This window comes from Sporosarcina pasteurii, assembly GCF_041295575.1.
Classification (GTDB): Bacteria; Bacillota; Bacilli; order Bacillales_A; family Planococcaceae; genus Sporosarcina; species Sporosarcina pasteurii.
Genome location: NZ_CP160452.1, coordinates 1914408 through 1931263 on the forward strand (window position 1 = coordinate 1914408; position 16856 = coordinate 1931263).

Sequence of the window (16856 nt, forward strand, 5' to 3'; positions counted from 1 at the left end):
GTCATGATTTAAATAAAAAAGCAAATATATATGCTGGTTCTTCAATAATTCCATAAGCGAATGTTACTCAATTGGTTTTCATATAAATAATCTGATGATATATGGAGGGGATTGTTTGCAAAAAACATTCGAACAAGAGGTGCTATTTGAACTGCATTTTTGGTTAGAAATATTGAAAGATCATAGCGCATTTATTCATGATTCATTGGCGCCTAGTGAAACAGCATACATTGAAGAGGCCAATGCGTTCAAAGAACTATTTGCAGGCCTTCTTGTAACGTCTAAAGAGGTGATGGTTGAGCAATCTTTACTGGCTGTTAACTAAAGAAGCAAAAGAAGCGAGTGAGGAAATTCGAGCTTTTAAATTAACCTTAATACAAGCCCATTTAATTGGAGATATCAAAATCTCGTTAACACCATCTTTCCTAAATCATATGGTGAATGAAGTTGAAGAAGCGATTCGGCTTTTCTCATATTTTGAAAAAGGCGAAAAAGCACCTCCTGTCCATCCACTTCATCATGACTTATTATGGCTTCTTGATGCAGCAGGACATGCTGGAGCAATCAATGCGGAGATGGATGGAGCCGAAAAACAGTTGAAAAAGAAAAGTCATAAATTCACAAAAGAATGGGAGGCATTTTACCTTAAAGCTATAGAAATGGCTGGATACTTACGCACAAATGTCATGAAATTCCCCGCTTTAAAGAAATTTCACAATGACATTAATTTAGAAATGACCATTTTCAAAGCTTTTCTTGATGAATTAAAAGAAATGGAACTCAATAAAGAGGCGCTCGGAACATTCACTGCACAAATGGCTGATCATATGATGCGGGAAGAAACGTATTATTTACTAAAGTTATCGGAAACGACAGATATCCCTCCTCCAAAAGGAGACCCAACAAAGATAAGCAATTAAGTATTAACAATGATTAACTTTTTATCCAACATCATTAATTAGCTAAATAAGAATTCAATAAGAATGCCCATCCAATTTAAATGGATGGGCATTTTTTATAAGTAATTAACTGATTAATCGGCTAAGCCATTAATGAATTCTTCAATTTCAGCCTGGGATTTACGGGCTTTGCTCACAAAACGGCCGACTTCCTCGCCTGAATGAAACGCAACAAAACTCGGAATGCCGAAAATGTTCATTTCACTACATAAGTCGATAAATTCATCACGATCTACAGAAATAAACGTGTATTCGGGATAATCTACTTCAATGCGCGGTAAAATTGGTTCGATGACCGTGCAGTCGGGGCACCAATCTGCCGTAAACATAAAGATTGTTCTCTCTTCATTTTTCAGTTGCTCAAATTGTTCTAGTGATTGTAATTTTTCCATTTCATAATCCCCCTAAGCAATCTATCAATTCTCTAACAGATTTAATGCATGAATGACGCCGGCATGCGTTCCTTCATGCCAAGATAAAAACTGTACGATTCCATCAATCGTGCTAAACGTCATAATATCGTCTCCGATTACTAATGGTTCGTCCATTTTTCCGTCAAGCTTATCTTCAATAAACGGAATGACCCAATCCATTTGTTCCCGAAGCGCTGCCAAAATTTCTTCACCTGACGGAACGTCTTCTCCCCAATCGCTTGGACTTGTTCCATCATCAAACATAGGAATCCACTCCGGATATTTTGGCTCATAGGATTTTACGCTTTTTTGGAGGAATGTCTCTACAATGACAAATATATGGCCGGCATGCCAACGAATATTATTATTAAAACCAGCTGGTTGGTAATCCCACTTCGAATCTTCCACCCTTTTCACCCGACCAATAGTATACATACGCGACAACCTTAATTGTTGAATCGTCTCGATTGAAATCCTCTCCTTTAACTGAATGTCTACTTATTACTTTAGCTGATTATGTGCCATTTTTGAAATTTACTGGCTTGAAAGTGAAAGCTTATCTTTCTTTCGCTTCAAATGGACACTTTTAATTGCAATCAATGAAAGTAGAATGTCTGAGTAAAATGTTTGTGAGGGATATACATAAAATCCATAACACAATTAATCTCCGTTCCAATCGGACGCTTTCCGCGGGCACGGCTTCAATCTCCTCGTCGCTCTGCTCCTGCGGGGCAAGAACTTTCTGTATAATTTTTCAAAGATCGAAAAATTATACAAACCGAACTCTTCGTTGTTCGGCTAGCTCGCGCTGTTCCCGCTGGAAGAGCCGTCACGAAGAACGGCTTTTGCGACCAAAAAGCGAAGCGTTTGAGAGCACTCGCCGATTTCCACTCCGATTAATTAGGGTGCACATGGAATAATTTGGATTCCAGGGCATGAGAAAAGGCCCTATTCTTGTCTAGTGAAGTTTGCACACATAGACTACAAGAGAGAACCCACATGATTAAAATAACACGAAATACCAACATTGAATGAGATCGAAACAGATTTATTTAGAATGCTTTAACAAACTTATTCAGACGCGTTTATCCAGCTTTTAAAGAGCTAGATTAGTCAGCCGAGAACCGTGATAAGTTATATGTATTTATAGAATTTTATATATAAGGAATCTCTGTTGATTGGAGTGCAGAGCGGCGACTCCTGCGAGATTAAGCGTGACAGGTGAGACCCTGGACGGAGCGAAGCGAAGGAAGCGGCTCACCGCACGCCTCGCGGAAAGCGTCCGCTCGGAACGGAAATCAACATGGTTTAGTTGGTATTAAAAAAAACGGAATACCCAACTAACCAGGAAGTGAAAACATCTACCCACAAAAACTTGACTCAATCAAATAGAATACATCAATGTTATAAAACTACTCATCTGCTATGATACTCATAATAGAACATAACGGAGTTGAAGTTTATGGATTTATATTTAATCATTCTTCCTGTGCTCATTATTTTTTCAATTGGATATATTGGACAGCGCTTAATCGGCTTTGATATTAAGTCAATTTCTACGGTTGCCTTATATTTAATGTCTCCATTTCTTGCGTTTCGCACTTTTTTCACGAACCCATTAACGGCAGATTATTTATACATTATCGTAGCATGCCTAGTGCTTACACTTGTATTATTCATCATCGTATGGGTGACAGGTTATTTCATGAAAGCAACGAGACCGCAACTTTCCGCCATGATTTTAGGTGGTGTCTTTATGAATAGCGGCAATTACGGGGCCCCTGTTGTGCTATTCGCTTTCGGCGCAGTTGGATTTGATTATGCGGTCATTATGATGGTATTTCAATCTTTATTAATGAATACAATTGGAATCTTTTTTGCAGCTCTTGGTGGTGAAGAAAAAGCAACGTTAAAGCAATCCTTTCAGCGCGTCATACGGATGCCATTAATTTATGCAGCAATCTTCGGTGTCGCCTGCCAATTATTTTCCATTACGCTACCACCCCCGTTGATGGACGGCATTAGTTTAGTTGCAGATGCTTCCATTCCGACAGTGATGCTCGTTCTGGGCATGCAACTTGCTGCGATTAGTAGAAAGAGAGTCGCTTATCGTTATGTAACGGCGGTTACCGTGATTAGAATGGTCGCATCTCCGGTTATTACTGCTGTCATTTTGTATTTTATGCCGGTGAATGACTTATTACGTTCAGTTATTATTTTACAATCTGCCATGCCCGCCGCGGCCAATACAACGATGTTTGCGCTCCAATTTGGTACGGAACCAGATTTAGTTTCATTTACGACATTCATTACAACAATGATAAGTATTATTACAATTCCCATTGTCTTATTCTTTTTAGGCGCGTGAAGAACAAATAGAAAGGATTTGTGATTATGTTGGAAGTCATTGATCATCTAGGTAGAAAAGTACAGATTGCTCGTTCACCGAAAAGAATTATTTCCCTATGTCCCGCCATTACAGCTACCTTGTTTTCTTTAGGACTCGAAAATGAAATTGTCGGACGCACACGCTATTGTATTCACCCCAAAAACAAGGTGGAAAAGGCTGCAATCGTTGGTGGAACAAAAGAAATAAACTTAAAGAAAATACGTGACCTTCAGCCGGATTTAATTATCGCTGAAAAAGAAGAAAACACGAAAGAAATCGTTCAACAATTAGAACATGAATTTCCAGTTTACGTTTGTGAAGTACAATCGATTGAAGAGAATGATCGAATGATACGAGACATTGGAAGCATCACAAACAGTCAACACGAGGCTACTTCACTTATTCAAAGAATTAAAGATGCGTTTGCAAATTTACCAAACCTCCATGGTAAGAGAGTCGCCTATGTCATTTGGAAAGACCCTTATATGGTTGTTGGACATTCAACATACATACAGTCCGTATTAGAAGCAATGAATGCTGTTAACCCATTCACAAAATTTGAGAGCCGCTATCCAATCGTTTCATTTAAAGACATACAACGCGCTAAACTAGATTATTTGTTCTTAGCAACTGAACCGTATACTTTCACAGAAGCATGTCATGGCATTTAGAACGACACTCAAAAATACTGTCCCAAAACTCATCGATGGCGAGATGCTTTGGTACGGAGCCAATATGTTAGAAGCAGCAAACTACCTCAAAAACAATTTTATAGAATCATAATAAAAGCGCACCCTGCTGTGGGTGCGCTTTCCAAATCATTTCTTTTCAATTAGCCCTGTTTCAATTAAAAATTCCTCTGCAACTCGTTCAACCATTATGCCATCGTTATCGACTTTTCCATTCATAATTTGCATCGCTTCTTCATCAATCTTTCCTTCTAAAAGCCTAAGTACTTCTTCGAGTTCAGGATACTCTTCTAATGTCTCTTTTCGAACTAGCGGAAGTGCATGGTACGGCGGGAAGAATGATTGATCATCTTCTAATACACGTAAATCATATATTTGCAACTGACCGTCTGTGGTATAAGAGTTAATGACATCCACTTCACCTGCGTTGATCGAACGGTACATCATCCCATGGTCCATTCCTTTTACGTCTTTGAACGATAGATTGTATTCTTTTTGAAAACCTGGGAGTCCATCAGGTCGATCGATGAATTCGAAGACAGCCCCTAACACAAAGTCGGGTGCATATTCAGCGAAATCGCTAAATGTCACTACCCCCAGTTCTTCGGCTTTCTTTTCATCAAAAGCAAGGGTGTACGTATTGTTAAAACCAAATGTGTTAAATGCTACAATGCCATCTCCGTCAACAAGTCGTTTTGTGGCCGCTAACGTTTCTTCTGCTGTACCTGGTTCTTCATGGTAATAAGAGACAACAATCGTTCCCGTATAATCAGGAATAACATCGATATGGCCATTTGTCATTGCATTCCAAACAACGTTAGACCCACCAAGATTTTCTTTATAGAGTACATCGATTCCCAATTTATCTTCAATTAATTGCCCCATAATGTTAGACAAAATAATACTTTCCGTATTATTCCGAGAACCGACACGAATTGTATCTTTTTCAATAAAAATACAACCTGACAATAACATCACAACAATCGTGAGCACTATACCGCGAATGAATCGTTTTTTCTTCATGCTTATTTCAATCCTTCCGGCGTCGTCCAACGTTCAACGGCGCTAAAGAATGATTCAATCATGATCGCTAGAAGTGTCGCAGGAATTGCACCAAGTAGGATTAACCCATCAATTCCTCTAGTAATACCAAGGAAAATAAAGTCTCCAAGTCCTCCAGCACCGATGAAAGCAGCGAGCGTTGCATTTCCAACGTTTATAACAGCGGCTGTACGGATCCCTGCCATAATAATCGGAATGGCTAGTGGTAATTCGACTTTAAACAAAATTTGCAGACTCGTCATCCCGACACCTTTCGCAGCTTCAACGGTCGCCGCGTCAACATCTTTTATCCCCGTATACGTATTCCGCATAATTGGCAATAACGAGTACAAAAAGAGCGCAGCGATTGCTGTTTTGACACCGATACCAAAAATCGGAATCATAAACCCGAGTAACGCTAAACTTGGAATCGTTTGCAGAACACCTGCCCCACCAAGTAATAAGGTTTTTAACCAAGGCACTCGGGTAGCGACTATCCCAAGCGTGACTGCGAGAACAGTAGCGATAATCATCGAAAAGAAGACGAGTTGAATGTGAATGAATGTAGATTCAAGTACTTCAATCCATCTTAACTGCGTTTGTTCAGCAAGTTGTTGCCATATATTCATATTATTCAATTGTATCTTCCTCCGTTTCCGTCCATTGACTGGACATAGCGGAGAGTAAGGAACCGCGTGTAACAAGCCCTACAATTTTTTGGTCGCTGTCTACAACTGGAATCATTCCAAAAGGTGCTTCGTCAATCATCACGATAGCATCTTTTGCAGTTGCCGTATCAAGTAAAACTAGTTTTGCAGGAACCATGATATCGTCAATCGTATCGATCACATCAAATTGTTTTAATAGATCATAGGCAGATACGATACCTAATAGTTTCTTGTCGTCACTTAAAATTACAAGGTTTGTTATTTTACGTTGACGGATCAGAGCAAGTGCTCTTTCCGGAGAACGCTGAGGGGGAGAAGTAACGATAGTTTCTGACATAATCTCAGTAACTGGCATAAGTTCAGGATTTTGGATAATGCGGTGTTTGCCAATAAACTCTTCCACAAATCCATGGGCTGGTTCATGTAGTAATTTCTCTGGAGTATCTAACTGAAGTAATTTACCGTCTTTCATAATAGCAATACGGTCACCCATTTTTAAAGCTTCATCCATGTCATGTGTTACGAAGACAATCGTTTTCTTTAACTTTTTATGCAATGTTAAAAGTTCAGCTTGTAGCTGTTCGCGAGTAATCGGATCTAGTGCACTGAAAGGTTCATCCATTAAAATAATATCTGGATTTGATGCAAGTGCTCGAGCAATTCCAACTCGTTGTTGTTGACCACCGGAAAGTTCTTTAGGATAGCGGGTCGCGTGGATTTTGGGGTCTAGACCGACCAATTCAAGCAGTTCTTTGACTCGTGGTTGAATATCTTTTTCATCCCACCCTTTGAGTTGTGGAACGATTGCAATATTCTTTTCAATTGTATAGTGCGGAAATAGTCCAATTTGCTGGATGACATAGCCAATATTACGTCGAAGCTCGGAAGCTTTATACGACTTAATGTCTTTATCATCAATTGATACCGTTCCACTTGTGTGAGGGATAATGCGATTAATCATTTTCATTGTTGTTGATTTTCCTGAACCACTCGGACCTATCAGAACGAGTAATTCACCTTCTTTAATTTCAAAATTGACAGACTTGACGGCTTGAAATCCGCCTTCATACGTTTTTGTTACATTTTCAAACTTAATCATAAGAACCTCCTGTAGTATTTAGAAACAAATATAGTCATCTTTAAAACTCTCTATCAACCTCCTAATAAATTTTTAAAACAGGTATTCATCTAGTTTAACATACTTAAATAAATTTTGCACATATTTTTCTGAAAAAGGTATCTAATCGGATTTTTCTAGCGATAAAGTAGCTATTCTAAATCCCCATTATTCAGCTATGGGTATCACTCTATCTATAGACACTCACATTCTCATTGCCCACTAGAATGTGAGTGTTTTCATTCATTACTTTTCGTCATACGAAATGCATAAAAATTGGACTTCGTCGTTTGTATAGTTATACCAGTAATGCACCTGATTTGAGTCAAACATAATGGATTGATGCGGTTTAAGCGTTTGAGTCCTATCTCCTATTTGTAAAGTGAGCTCTCCTTTTAATACATATAAAAATTCTTGGCCTGCATGCGAAAATGACTCTCCCTCATTTTGTCCTGGTTTCAGCGTAATCAACATTGGTGCAAATGCCGGATTTTCTAATTGACCACTTAAGTCTTTATACGAAAATTGTGGACTTGTAATTTGCCGGGTTTTCAAAGCATCACTCGAAGTGACTTCACCCTCTTCTGTAACTTCATTAAAAAAATATCCCGGATTGACATCGAGTGCCAAAGATATCTTTTTTAAGGAATTTAATGTCGCAGAAGATTTTCCTCTTTCTAACTGCGACAAAAAACTGATCGAGAGTTCAGTTTGCTCAGAAAGACTTTTCAACGTCATCTTCTTCTGTTTTCGTATTTGTTTAATCAGTACCCCTAAATTTTCTTCCAATCCCTACTCCCCCTCTCAACTGCATAGTTGACAGAATTTTATAATAGCATTATGATAACTATAATTCAAATTGAAGTATTACTTTAATTTTGGATTGAAAAAAAGGGGGGATGAAAAATGGAGAAAAAGAATTTGAATCGCGTTCTGATTGCGAGTTTAGTAGGGAGTTCCATTGAATGGTTTGACTACTTTTTATATGGAACTGTTGCTGCGCTTGTATTTAATCAGTTGTTCTTCGTTACAGAGGATCCGACAATTGGACTCTTACTAGCGTATGCATCGTTTGCGCTTGCCTTCTTCATTCGTCCATTTGGCGGAATTATTTTCAGTCATATTGGGGATCGCATTGGACGAAAGAAAACACTCGTATTAACACTAAGCATTATGGGGATTGCAACATTTGCCATGGGCTTATTACCTACATATCAAGCGATCGGTATTTGGGCACCGATTTTATTAATTACTTTAAGATTAGTACAAGGTCTAGGCATAGGCGGAGAATGGGGCGGCGCTTTACTGTTAGCTGTTGAATATGCACCGCCTGAAAAACGTGGGTTTTTCGGAAGTATTCCACAAATGGGGATTACGATTGGAATGATGCTTGGTACGCTTGCACTTTCCATTATGACTTTACTTCCAGAAGGTTCCTTTATGACTTGGGGATGGCGTGTCCCTTTCATTTTGAGTGCACTTCTCGTTGTATTTGGCCTTTGGATTCGTAAAGGAATTGATGAGACACCTTCATTTAAAGAAGTACAAGCAAGAGGAGAAATTCCAAAGATTCCACTGTTTACAACTTTAAAAACACATTGGCGTGAAGTACTCATTGCCATTGGGGCGAAAGTTGTTGAAACTGCACCGTTTTATATTTTCGGAACGTTTGTCGTTTCGTATGCAACAACATATCTCGGATTTTCAAATCGGGCAGTCTTAAATTCTGTAATGGTTGCTACGATCATTACAACGCTCTTAATTCCTCTCATGGGCAAACTTTCGGACCGTGTTGGAAGAAAGCCTCTATATGTGTATGGAACGATTATTATGGCGCTTTATGCATTTCCATATTTTTGGTTATTGAAACAAGGTTCCGTGATTCTGTTAGGCATTGCGACGGTGATTGGATTAGGAATTATTTGGGCACCAATTACTGCCGTGCTCGGAACCATGTTCTCTGAAATTTTCTCGGCTGAAGTTCGATATACGGGAATCTCACTTGGTTATCAAATCGGGGCTGCTGTGGCCGGTGGAACCGCCCCACTCGTAGCAACTGCACTACTTGCAAAATTTAATAACTCTTACGTGCCAGTTGCGATGTACATTATTTTCACTGCAATCGTTTCACTAATCGCTATTTGGGCTGTGAAAGATCGTCGTGGCCAAGAATTGGACGCTTAGATTATAGGAGGCTTTACGTATGTTAATTATTAATGAAAAAGAAATCCAATCGATTTATGCAATGAACGAAGCTTTACTAGACGTTGAACAAGTATTACAAGCAATGGCAAAGGGAAAAATCGACAATCCGAATCGTACAGTGATAGAATTCCCTGAACGTAGTGCATCATCGTTGTATATGCCGAGTGCTGATCTTGTAGATGAAATGGCAACAATGAAAGCCGTTACTATCTTCCCGGAAAACCCTGCACTCGGAAAACCGACTACTCAAGGGGTCCTGTTAGTGACAGATGCGACAAATGGCGAACATTTGGCGTTGATGAATGCATCTTACTTAACACGTTTACGAACGGGTGCATTAAGTGGTTTAGCGACCGCGAGATTAGCAAGAGAGGATGCTGCAGTTTTAACAGTCATTGGTACGGGCGGCATGGCGTTTGAACAAGTATTAGGCGTCTTAGCTGTCCGCAATATTGAACAAATTTTACTCGTGAATCCGACTGAAGAGAAAGCTGTTCAATTCGGCGAAAAGCTTCGTTCATTTGGCATTAAGGAAGAGATTCAAATTGAAATTATTCGAGACGTTGCAGTGGCGGTTCGTCAAGCTGACATTATTTGCTGTAGTACGCGCTCCTCAGAACCTGTATTTGATGGAAAAGACGTGAAACCTGGAACCCATGTAAATGGAGTAGGCTCTTATTTACCGCATATGCGCGAAGTCGATTTTGAATTTATTCAACGTGCAAGTAAAATTGTCGTCGATGATTTAGATGGCATTAAAGAAGAAGCCGGAGAATTAATTCATGCAGCTGAACAACCTGACTGGAGTTTTGATAAGCTTCATGGTGAATTAAAAGAACTGGTAACCGATAACATTGACGGACGGACAAACGAAGAAGAAATTACATTTTTCAAATGTGTTGGTGCTGCTTATTTCGACTTGGCCGTAGCTAAAGGGGTTTATAAAATAGCGAATGAACGAAAGATTGGCTTACGGACTGAGATTTGACGATTACGAGTCAAATGTTAGAGATCTTGGTAAAATAAAACGCACCTCCATTATCATATTGATTATCGTATGATTCGTACCCACATTGACAGTATAAAAGGCATAATAAAAAACGCACAGTTCTGTGCGTTTTTTATTGTTATATTTTATTATTGCAACTTGGATATGCCTTACTAAACAATCGCGCCCGTTAGTTGAAGAAGAATCTGTGCCAGAACTATTAAAGTTATGACACCTATTATTGATAGAAAAGTCTCCCTTTCTAAATGAAAGAGAGACTTTTCGTAAATCTAACATATTTCTATCGTGTTAGATTCGGGAGTTTTCAAATCCATACTCAACGAGAAAAAACTATTGTAAAGAACGATCATTCGGTTTAAGGAAAGGTGTCAAGATAAGCATAAGAACTGTTATACCTACAAGAAACCAAATCGAAGTACTGAAGTCTCCAGAGAGATCTCGCATAAATCCAACCGAGAACGGTCCTGTTGCTGCAATCAGATATCCTACAGTTAAAACAAATCCGTTCCAGACGTTCGATTCTTCTACTGTATTCGTATTATCTAGTGGCAAGGTCATACTTAGAGTAAAGGCACCACCAAGGCCAAAAGCAAAAATAGATATAAATATAAATGGAGATGCATCTGGCCAAATGGCAATAAGTATCAAACCTACTACAGCAAGCAAGGAAGATACAGCTAACCAGCCACGGCGGTCAAGTGATTTACTAAGTGCGCCAAATACAGGGTTAGCCAGCATAAATACAACGGTGAAAGTTAAAAGTATAAACCCTGCAACGGAAACCGAATATCCTTGTTCTTGATACATCGATGAAACCCAAGCTATGATGGCATAGAAAAGGAGATTCGTACATCCGAAATAGAGAGCAATCATCCATGCTGTTGGGTTTTTATATGGAATTGGCACGCTTCTTTCGGAAACTTCTTGTGAAACAGGACTATCTTTACGCCCTTGAAGGGTGATCACAATCCAAGCAATGATAGCTAAAACACCGGGCAAAGCCCAAATACCAGACGCTAAGCGCCATCCACTATCTGCATATGAAGCGATGATTCCTGTTGTACCTGCCGCGAGTGCAGTACCTAGTGATAGGGAGAAAGTATAAATCCCCATTAGTAATGCTGCTTTATTAGGGAATTTCAATTTGATGAAACCACCCATCAACGTACCGACGATGGCGATACCAGCACCAACACCTACTGTTGTTGAAAGTAATGTGAATGTATTGGGAGAAAATGCGCGAACTAGAGTGGATAAAGTAAGCAGTAATAAAGCATAAAGGATTACTGTATCTCGACCATAGCGACGGGCAATCCATGGGGTCGGCAAAGCTAAAAGCCCCATTAATAAATCAGGTATCGTGATTAACATCGAAAGTGTTGAATATGAAAAATTAAAATCGTCTTGAATAAGGGTCGAAATAGGCCCAATAGAAATAATTCCAGGACGTAAACTAACGGAAACAAGAATAATTGCGACGATTGCAATCCATGCGCCGTTATTTTCTTGAGTTTTAACTAAATTTTGTTCGTTATTCTTTTTTCTCATCTAATCAACCTTCCTGTGTATTAATTCTCTAGTTGAGGAGTATATTGTTAAGGGTTTTGGCATCTCTTGTGCATATTTATTGAAGCTCGTTTTTTTAAAAAAATTTCGAACAGAAATACTAATTCCGATTACTTTAAAACAATATAGAATTACTGGCTCGCTGTTGATCATGCGTCTTGAAAAATACGATTTTATAAAGGGTTTCGTATGCTTACGCTAGGTTGGTCCGATGGCGTTACTTTATGCAAATCAGTTGATTGGTCAAAAGCGAGTAGAATTAAAAGAACTTTACCGTCTAGCAACACCAGCATCAGGAAACAAAGGCATTTTACGTTCTGCTCTATTCATACCATCACTCAATATAAAAAAGCTGTTATGTAAAGACAGCCGATTGTTTAACTAAAGCACCCGTTTAAGTGAAAATCTTCACAAATCGACCTCTCAATTCCCCCTATTTTTTATTTTTCTTCATCGCTTCTGCCAATTGATGAGAATTCAGATCTTCTTCCTCCTGTAATTGATCAATGATGTTGCGGTAATCCTCCTTATTTCGATTCTGGCTTAATTTATAAGCGGCTTCAACTTCTTCCACTTTAATCTTAAATCCTACAATACCTTTAAGTTCCCTTTCTAATAGCTGAGGCGAGAGCTTGTCCCAAAAAACTGGATTTTTCCGATGTTTTTCATATTTTTCTAGTAACATAATCAGTTCTTGTTTTAACTCTTCTTGCTCTAAAATAATCGGTTTGCCATATACATGGACCGCTTGATAATTCCATGTTGGAACATTTTCATCACCATACCATGAAGAAGAAATATACGCATCCGGTCCCTGGTACATAACAAGTGCGTTCTCACACGTTTCAAATGTTCTCCATTGAGGATTTCCATAGGCTATATGTCCTGTGATATAATATTCATCGCCTTTTTTTCCAAACTCCAAAGGTATATGAGTGGCAATTGGTTTCCCTTGTTTTGTTGTGACGATGGTTCCAAAAGAGTTTTTTTGAATAAACTCTATGACCTCATTCATGTCCGTGACTTTAAAATATTTAGGAATAAACATGTTTGAACAACTCCTTTATTGGTTTTATAATTATAACTATTTCATATGAGTATTCTACTATACACTTTGACATATAAAAAGGTACAATTATAAACAAATACACATGTCAGGAGGGTCGTATATGAAAAACACTATTTTTATTTTGAACGATGACTCCCCCAAATACCAGCAAATATACGAGCAGTTCAAGTCTTTTATTAAGCGTGGCGACATACATCCTAATGATTCTTTGCCGTCCATTCGCCAACTTGCAGAGTCTCTTCAAGTCAGTCGCAATACCACATTGATGGCATATGAGCAGCTTTTAGCGGAAGGCTATATCCGCTCAGAAGCGAGAAAAGGATATTTTGTAAATGAATTACAGCAAGTTTTAGTTCAAGATACTTTCAACCCACCTCATAAAAAGCATAAAGTGACGGTAACGCCAGTCGAAGTTGATTTCAGAGCAGGGGCCGTAGATCAAACCAATTTCCCTTTAAAAATTTGGAGAAGGATATCAAATCAAGTTTTAACATTACCGGAGAGCTTTCGATACGGGGAACCCTTTGGTGAGGTATGCTTGCGTGAGCAAATCGCGACTTATCTATTCCAATACCGTGGAGTTAAAACAGAGCCAAATGCGATTATTATCGGCAGTAGTACCCAACAAATGTTAATTCATCTTGGACAAATCCTAAAGGATGATAATGCTGGCATTATTATAGAGGATCCAGGTTATGATGGAGCAATGGAGGCTTTTCGATTTCATCGTTTCAGGATTGAGACTTTACCAGTTTATGAGACAGGGGCTAATTTTTCAGTATTAGAAAAACTGGAGTCGAGGTTAATCTATGTAACCCCCTCCCATCAAAGTCCACTAGGTGTAAGTATGTCCATTCAACAAAGGCAAATGCTTATTCATTGGGCTAACAACAAAAATGGATTTATTATCGAAGACGATTATGACAGTGAATTTCGCTATACTCAACGACCATTTCCAGCACTTGCATCCATTGATTCAACAAGAGTCATTTACCTAGGGAATTTCTCAAAGTCCTTTCTTCCAGGAATCCGCCTAAGTTATATGGTGCTACCAGAGTTATTATTAAATCGTTATAAAAAACAATTTCTTCATTTCGAGAGTACCTCATCGCTCTTGAGCCAGCTTACAATGGCTAAATTTATGGAAGAAGGAGAATGGAATCGCCATATTAAACGAATGCGGCTTGTCTATAAGCGAAAAATGCAGTGCTTAGTTTCAGAATTAAAAAAACACTTCAAACAAAGTATATCCATCATTGGAGAACAGTCTGGTTTGTTCGTTTTAGTTAAAGTACATCTAAATCATTCAGAAGAATGGTTAATCGAGCGTGCTTCCATTTATGGGGTAAAAGTCTATCCTACTTCAATCTATTTCATAAAAAATCATCCTGCAGAAGCAATTATTAAACTGGGATTCAGTAATCTTACACGTGATGAAATTCAAAAAGGCGTGAAGCTTTTAAATAAGGCTTGGGAGGACTAATATGATTACTTTATGCCTTTTACCGAAAAGGTATTGGACCGTACATTAACAAACTTTAGTACATCACCTAATTATGATAAAAATAAAAAGCATTCAATATAGAATGCTTTTTATTTTTCTTGTTCAACTAACCTGCCCCGTTAGTTTAAGTGTAATCCTTCACAATCTCGATTGCATTATAAATAAATATGTGTTTACTTTACTCAACAATATGGCCCTTATGCTGAATAGGCGCAGTTACTTATTCAATAAGTGCGTCCGATTCTAGAATAAAATAAATCGGGAGATTCAAAAGAACTTCTCCCGATTATTTATGCATTCACAACTATTCTTTTACTGGTAATAACCTTTAATTCATCTTAGCAAATGCAACTAAAAATCCTTTGTCACAAGATTGAAAGCCGTTCTTTTCATAAAAGTGTCTGACGTCAGGAGCCTCCTCAGTTAGGAGAACCTTTTGCCGAACGCTATTGTATTTATTCAAGGTTTGTTGCAGTAGTTTGGTAGCAATTCCTTGGTTTTGATAAGCATTTAAGACGAGTATGTCTTGTACGTATATAATTGTTAATCCATCACCAACAATTCGAATGAGTCCAACTAACTCGTCTCCGTCCCAAGCTGATATAACATCCAGTGATTGCGATAGAGCCTGTTGTAGAATGGCCAAATCCTGTGTATATGCAAACCATTCAACGTCATTATATAATTTTTCCAACTGATCAACATTAATGTTTTTACTATTCTTGAAACATATCGTCATTTATTATCCTCCTCAAAAATGTTATTTTGAAGAGTTATTCCATAGTTTATCCACTGTCTTATACCTCCTTTACATCCTACTTTATCGTTGTATAATTCCGCATCTATAATTTCAAGTTTAAATATATGAAAAATAAAAAGATTACCTTATTACCGCTCATTGTCTTAATATTAACTATATCGAACTTTTAGAGCTCGCGCAATAATCTGTATTTCAGCAATCATGCCCGTCTTATGCAATCGCTTATAATACAATCGCGCCCGATTATGGAGTAATGTGGGAGCCTAGTTACTATTATAAAACACCTTTATTTAAGCGCTCTAATTCTTCTTCGATTTTCATCAAATCAATCCTATCAAACAATGGTTTAATTTCGGAAAGAGATATGGAAATTGGTTCGATTTCTTGCCATCGCAATTCATTTAATCCTAACATTTCTTTAACCTTCTTACTTGAAAATGGAAGAAAAGGATTAAGTAATTGCGGAAACACAATTCATGTGCGAATTGTGATCCCATTTGCGATGTGTTTTATCGTTTTCTCCCCATGTACCGAACTCGTTAATATTTTACCAAGCTCTTTTACAATTATGTTTTGCAACTTTTTCAATCCACTTCATCAGGTTTGTATTCGATAATATCCCCCGGTTGGCAGTCTAATGCCTGACAAATGGCCTCTAGAGTTGAAAATCTAATTGCTTTTGCCTTTCCGTTTTTCAATATTGAAATATTAGCCATTGTGATGCCTACCTTCTCGGAAAGCTCTGTTACACTCATTTTCCTTTTCGCCAACATCACATCTATATTAATGATAATTGCCATTGTGTTTTCACCTCAAACCGTCAAATCATTTTCTGTTTTCATATGAATCGCTTCTTGCAAAAGTCTATGAAGAACAGCTGCAAAAACTGCGATCACCATTGAAGCAAAGATAGGAACCATTCCAACTATAATCAGTCCTGGTGCATCATCGAGCTCTGCGACGAAAAATACAAATGGTAATACAATCACATACAAACCACTAATGACCATTGCGCAACGTTTAATCTTTTTTAAAGCGTTAACAGAACGCTCAGAGAAAGCTTTGTTTTTATCAATAAAGCTTAAGAGTTTAAATGCCTGGGACAATGCAATAAAAAACGGGATTACCGATAGATACATGCCTATTACAATCGGATAGAGGATTTGGTCATAATTCGAATTAAAAGGATTCTTTGCTAACCAAGTCACGCCAAATATACCGAGCGCAAGGACTGGAATTCCCATTAGAAAAACAGCGATTTTTAAAAAGAGTGTTGAACCTTGTTTCATAAAAAGCACCTCAATTATTTTTGATGTTTTTTATATTAACAGGAGTTTTATCGTTTATCAATAAAAATTTATTCTTTAATAGATTTTAATATGATCCTCAACGCTAATCGCTCGAGCCTTATTTTTCGGATATCAAGACTTTCTTTGTTATAATTACCGTGATAAATATGAATGAATA

General features: G+C 38.1%; 20 protein-coding genes. 8 read left to right on the plus strand and 12 right to left on the minus strand.

What is annotated here, in order from left to right; translation table 11 throughout:
- The first annotated feature begins 115 nt into the window (after positions 1-115).
- Positions 116-325 carry a DUF2935 domain-containing protein gene (locus tag AB1H92_RS08960; protein ID WP_311157224.1) on the plus strand — a complete coding sequence of 70 codons (210 nt, stop codon included), beginning with the start codon at positions 116-118 and terminating at the stop codon, positions 323-325.
- A complete protein-coding gene (locus AB1H92_RS08965; protein ID WP_311157223.1) occupies positions 297-920 on the plus strand; it encodes a DUF2935 domain-containing protein in 624 nt (207 codons plus the stop codon). The genes AB1H92_RS08960 and AB1H92_RS08965 overlap by 29 nt, the downstream gene beginning before the upstream one ends.
- Before the next feature lie 113 nt (positions 921-1033).
- On the opposite strand, the gene AB1H92_RS08970 is transcribed toward AB1H92_RS08965, so the two are convergent.
- Positions 1034-1351 carry a thioredoxin family protein gene (locus tag AB1H92_RS08970; RefSeq protein ID WP_115360616.1) on the minus strand — a complete coding sequence of 106 codons (318 nt, stop codon included), beginning with the start codon at positions 1349-1351 and terminating at the stop codon, positions 1034-1036.
- Positions 1352-1375: 24 nt separating this feature from the next.
- Positions 1376-1816 (minus strand): DinB family protein, encoded by a 441-nt coding sequence (locus AB1H92_RS08975; protein ID WP_256594301.1) that lies wholly within the window; start codon positions 1814-1816, stop codon positions 1376-1378.
- Between the two features lie 1018 nt (positions 1817-2834).
- On the opposite strand from AB1H92_RS08975, the gene AB1H92_RS08980 reads away from it, so the two are divergent.
- Both AB1H92_RS08980 and AB1H92_RS08985 read left to right on the plus strand, forming a co-directional pair.
- Positions 2835-3740 carry an AEC family transporter gene (locus AB1H92_RS08980; protein ID WP_115360614.1) on the plus strand — a complete coding sequence of 302 codons (906 nt, stop codon included), beginning with the start codon at positions 2835-2837 and terminating at the stop codon, positions 3738-3740.
- 26 nt (positions 3741-3766) lie between these two features.
- Entirely contained in the window at positions 3767-4432 is a 666-nt protein-coding gene (locus AB1H92_RS08985) for a helical backbone metal receptor (RefSeq protein WP_243835763.1), read from the plus strand.
- Between the two features lie 147 nt (positions 4433-4579).
- Here the strand turns inward: AB1H92_RS08985 and AB1H92_RS08990 are convergent, their stop codons facing one another.
- The 4 genes from AB1H92_RS08990 to AB1H92_RS09005 all read right to left on the minus strand — a co-directional run bounded on the left by AB1H92_RS08990 (position 4580) and on the right by AB1H92_RS09005 (position 8065).
- Positions 4580-5473: a glycine betaine ABC transporter substrate-binding protein gene (locus AB1H92_RS08990; RefSeq protein WP_115360613.1), complete on the minus strand. Its 894-nt coding sequence runs from the start codon at positions 5471-5473 to the stop codon at positions 4580-4582.
- Positions 5474-5475: 2 nt separating this feature from the next.
- Positions 5476-6120: an ABC transporter permease gene (locus AB1H92_RS08995; protein ID WP_311157233.1), complete on the minus strand. Its 645-nt coding sequence runs from the start codon at positions 6118-6120 to the stop codon at positions 5476-5478.
- A 1-nt stretch (position 6121) separates the two neighbouring features.
- Complete coding sequence (locus AB1H92_RS09000; protein ID WP_115360611.1) at positions 6122-7258, minus strand: betaine/proline/choline family ABC transporter ATP-binding protein; 1137 nt, start codon at positions 7256-7258, stop codon at positions 6122-6124.
- A gap of 264 nt (positions 7259-7522) precedes the next feature.
- On the minus strand, positions 7523-8065 hold the full coding sequence (locus AB1H92_RS09005) for a helix-turn-helix domain-containing protein (RefSeq protein ID WP_115360610.1): 543 nt from the start codon (positions 8063-8065) through the stop codon (positions 7523-7525).
- Positions 8066-8182: 117 nt separating this feature from the next.
- On the opposite strand from AB1H92_RS09005, the gene AB1H92_RS09010 reads away from it, so the two are divergent.
- Positions 8183-9460, plus strand: a complete 1278-nt coding sequence (locus AB1H92_RS09010) for an MFS transporter (protein ID WP_115360609.1) — start codon at positions 8183-8185, stop codon at positions 9458-9460.
- Positions 9461-9479: 19 nt separating this feature from the next.
- Positions 9480-10469, plus strand: coding sequence for an ornithine cyclodeaminase family protein (locus tag AB1H92_RS09015; protein ID WP_115360608.1), 990 nt, complete (start codon positions 9480-9482; stop codon positions 10467-10469).
- Between the two features lie 351 nt (positions 10470-10820).
- Here the strand turns inward: AB1H92_RS09015 and AB1H92_RS09020 are convergent, their stop codons facing one another.
- Positions 10821-12038: a CynX/NimT family MFS transporter gene (locus AB1H92_RS09020; RefSeq protein WP_115360607.1), complete on the minus strand. Its 1218-nt coding sequence runs from the start codon at positions 12036-12038 to the stop codon at positions 10821-10823.
- Positions 12039-12267: 229 nt separating this feature from the next.
- On the opposite strand from AB1H92_RS09020, the gene AB1H92_RS09025 reads away from it, so the two are divergent.
- Positions 12268-12441 (plus strand): hypothetical protein, encoded by a 174-nt coding sequence (locus tag AB1H92_RS09025; RefSeq protein WP_166739515.1) that lies wholly within the window; start codon positions 12268-12270, stop codon positions 12439-12441.
- 48 nt (positions 12442-12489) lie between these two features.
- Here the strand turns inward: AB1H92_RS09025 and AB1H92_RS09030 are convergent, their stop codons facing one another.
- Positions 12490-13104, minus strand: a complete 615-nt coding sequence (locus tag AB1H92_RS09030) for an FMN-binding negative transcriptional regulator (protein WP_115360606.1) — start codon at positions 13102-13104, stop codon at positions 12490-12492.
- Between the two features lie 121 nt (positions 13105-13225).
- Between AB1H92_RS09030 and AB1H92_RS09035 the strand changes: the two genes are divergently transcribed.
- A complete protein-coding gene (locus tag AB1H92_RS09035; protein ID WP_115360605.1) occupies positions 13226-14608 on the plus strand; it encodes a PLP-dependent aminotransferase family protein in 1383 nt (460 codons plus the stop codon).
- A gap of 349 nt (positions 14609-14957) precedes the next feature.
- Here AB1H92_RS09035 and AB1H92_RS09040 read toward each other — a convergent pair whose 3' ends face one another.
- From AB1H92_RS09040 to AB1H92_RS09055, 4 genes are all read right to left on the minus strand, one after another.
- A complete protein-coding gene (locus AB1H92_RS09040; RefSeq protein WP_115360604.1) occupies positions 14958-15368 on the minus strand; it encodes a GNAT family N-acetyltransferase in 411 nt (136 codons plus the stop codon).
- A gap of 294 nt (positions 15369-15662) precedes the next feature.
- Complete coding sequence (locus AB1H92_RS09045) at positions 15663-15803, minus strand: hypothetical protein (RefSeq protein WP_166739516.1); 141 nt, start codon at positions 15801-15803, stop codon at positions 15663-15665.
- 170 nt (positions 15804-15973) lie between these two features.
- Positions 15974-16189: a helix-turn-helix transcriptional regulator gene (locus AB1H92_RS09050; protein WP_075528284.1), complete on the minus strand. Its 216-nt coding sequence runs from the start codon at positions 16187-16189 to the stop codon at positions 15974-15976.
- Between the two features lie 12 nt (positions 16190-16201).
- Positions 16202-16678 (minus strand): DUF2975 domain-containing protein, encoded by a 477-nt coding sequence (locus tag AB1H92_RS09055; RefSeq protein ID WP_115360603.1) that lies wholly within the window; start codon positions 16676-16678, stop codon positions 16202-16204.
- Between the last annotated feature and the right edge of the window lie 178 nt (positions 16679-16856).